The following is a 2,508-nucleotide window of genomic DNA, read 5'->3' as shown; positions in this document are numbered from 1 at the left end:
GACCATGCCGGCCTCGATCTTGTCGGCCACCCGCTTGGCCTGCTCGGSGTCGGTGGTGAACACATAGGAGCCCAGCCCGAAGGGGGTGTCGTTGGCCAACTCGACCGCGGCGTCCTCGTCGGGCACCTTGTAGACGGTGGCCACCGGCCCGAACAGTTCCTCCTTGGCCGCCGGGGAATCCGGGGACAGCCCGGTGAGCACCCCGGGCGGGAAGAACGCCCCRTTRCGSKRGCCYTCRGWRGTCAGCGAGGCGCCCGCGTCCACGGCGCGCTGGACCTGCTCATCGAGGCGCTGCGCGGCGGCCACCGAGGACAGCGGGGCCAGCCCGTCGGCCTTGGCCAGCACTTTGGCGGTGAATTTGTCGAGGAACTCGTCATAGACGCCCTCGGCCACGATGATCCGTTTGGCGGCGTTGCAGGCCTGCCCGGTGTTCTCGAAACGSCCATCGACTGCGGCGTCCACGGTGGCATCGAGGTCATCGGAGGACAGCAGGATGAACGGATCCGAGCCGCCCAGTTCCAGGACGACCTTTTTCAGGTTGCGCCCGGCGATCTCGGCGACCGCGGCCCCGGCGCGCTCAGACCCGGTCAGCGACACCCCCTGRATGCGGGGGTCCGCGATCGCCTCGGCGATCTGTTCGTTGGTGGCRTASACGTTGACGTAGGCGCCCTCGGGGTAGCCGGCATCGAGGAACAGCTGCTGCAGGGCGGCGGCGGATTCGGGGCACTGCGGGGCGTGTTTGAGCACRATSGTGTTACCCAGCACCAGGTTGGGWCCGGCGAAWCGGGCCACCTGGTAGTAGGGGTAGTTCCACGGCATGATGCCCAGCAGCACCCCGACCGGGCCGCGCCGGATCAACGCCGAGCCKTCCCCGTCGAGCAGGTCGATGGGCTCATCGGCCAAAAACTTTTCGGCGTTATCGGCGTAGAACTCATAGATCGCGGCACTGAACTCGACCTCGCCGACCGACTGGTCCAGCGGCTTGCCCATCTCGCGCTGGATGATCCTGGCCAGCTCGTCCTTGCGTTCGTTGTGCAGTTCGGCGACCTTGCGGATCAACCCGGCACGATCAGCCACACTCGTGGTCTTGGACCACGACTTGAACGCTGCAGCCGCCGCCGACACCGCCGCCTCGATCTGCTCATCGGTCGCGGTGGGATACTCCTTCACCACATCACCGGTCGCCGGGTCAACTACCGCGTACAGACTCATCGGTTCTGCTCCTCACTCGTGGTAACGGTCCCCCCGGACCGAACCTACGCGGTTCCACGCGAGCTGCCTCGTTTTGGCCGATCGGGCTGCGGCAGGCTATTCTTTCCGGGTTCCACCGAAGACCGTCGGTCACCGAGCAATCGGTTGAAGGTCCCGGATCATCCGGGCGGCCCACGCAGGAGGACGAGGTAGAGCATTCTTGCGCGCCCCGACCTGTCTGTGTCGGGGCGTTCGTCTTTTCCGAAGCCTTTCAGCGCACGTGCGGCCCCGTGTCGGTTGGTGGACATCCCAACCATCACGAGGAGGCAAGCATGGCCAAGGCTGAAAAGGCCACCGCGGTCGCCGACATCGCCGAGAAGTTCAAGGAGGCGACGGCCACCGTCGTCACCGAGTACCGCGGCCTGACGGTGACCAACCTTGCCGAGCTGCGCAGGTCACTGGGCGACGGAACGACCTACACCGTCGCCAAGAACACCTTGGTGAAGCGTGCGGCGTCCGAGGCCGGAGTCGAGGGTCTCGATGACCTGTTCGCCGGTCCGACCGCCATCGCATTCATCAACGGTGAGCCCGTCGACGCCGCCAAGGCGATCAAGAAGTTCGCCAAGGACAACAAGGCGCTCGTCATCAAGGGCGGCTACATGGACGGCCGTGCGCTGTCCGTGTCCGAGGTCGAGCGGATCGCCGACCTGGAATCGCGCGAGGTGCTGTTGTCGCGCGTCGCCGGTGCCCTCAAGGCGAAGCAGTCCCAGGCCGCAGCGCTGTTCGTGGCGCCCGCGTCCCAGGTCGCACGACTGGCTGCAGCTCTGCAAGAGAAGAAGGCCGGCGAAGAAACCGCCGCCTGAGACCACATCAACAACCCATAAAGATAAGGAACCACCATGGCCAAGCTGTCCACCGAAGAACTCATCGACGCCTTCAAGGAACTGACCCTGCTCGAGCTCTCTGAGTTCGTGAAGGTGTTCGAGGAGACCTTCGACGTCACCGCCGCCGCTCCCGTCGCCGTTGCCGCAGGCCCCGCCGCCGGTGGCGCGCCTGCCGAGGCCGCCGAAGAGCAGAGCGAATTCGACGTCATCCTCGAGGGTGCCGGCGAGAAGAAGATCGGCGTCATCAAGGTCGTCCGCGAGATCGTTTCCGGCCTGGGCCTCAAAGAGGCCAAGGACCTCGTCGACAGCGCCCCGAAGCCGCTGCTGGAGAAGGTCAACAAGGAAGCCGCCGACGACGCCAAGGCAAAGCTCGAAGCTGCCGGCGCATCGGTCACCGTCAAGTAGTTCTCTGCGCACTGTGGGCCGGGTCGAA

At 65.8% G+C, this 2,508-nt stretch carries 3 protein-coding genes; 2 read left to right on the top strand and 1 reads right to left on the bottom strand.

The window, feature by feature from the left end; translation table 11 throughout:
* The coding region (locus AC1DTF_RS32305; RefSeq protein WP_477477030.1) for an aldehyde dehydrogenase family protein at positions 1-1,212 on the bottom strand (1,212 nt) is incomplete at its 3' end.
* A 311-nt stretch (positions 1,213-1,523) separates the two neighbouring features.
* Here AC1DTF_RS32305 and rplJ point away from each other — a divergent pair.
* Positions 1,524-2,054, top strand: coding sequence for a 50S ribosomal protein L10 (gene rplJ / locus AC1DTF_RS32300; RefSeq protein WP_057166970.1), 531 nt, complete (start codon positions 1,524-1,526; stop codon positions 2,052-2,054).
* Between the two features lie 36 nt (positions 2,055-2,090).
* A complete protein-coding gene (gene rplL / locus AC1DTF_RS32295; protein ID WP_057166971.1) occupies positions 2,091-2,480 on the top strand; it encodes a 50S ribosomal protein L7/L12 in 390 nt (129 codons plus the stop codon).
* Positions 2,481-2,508 lie beyond the last annotated feature (28 nt).

It is taken from the genome of Mycobacterium sp. P4_H6 (assembly GCF_056400845.1).
This window is presented reverse-complemented; position numbering and strand designations above follow the sequence as displayed.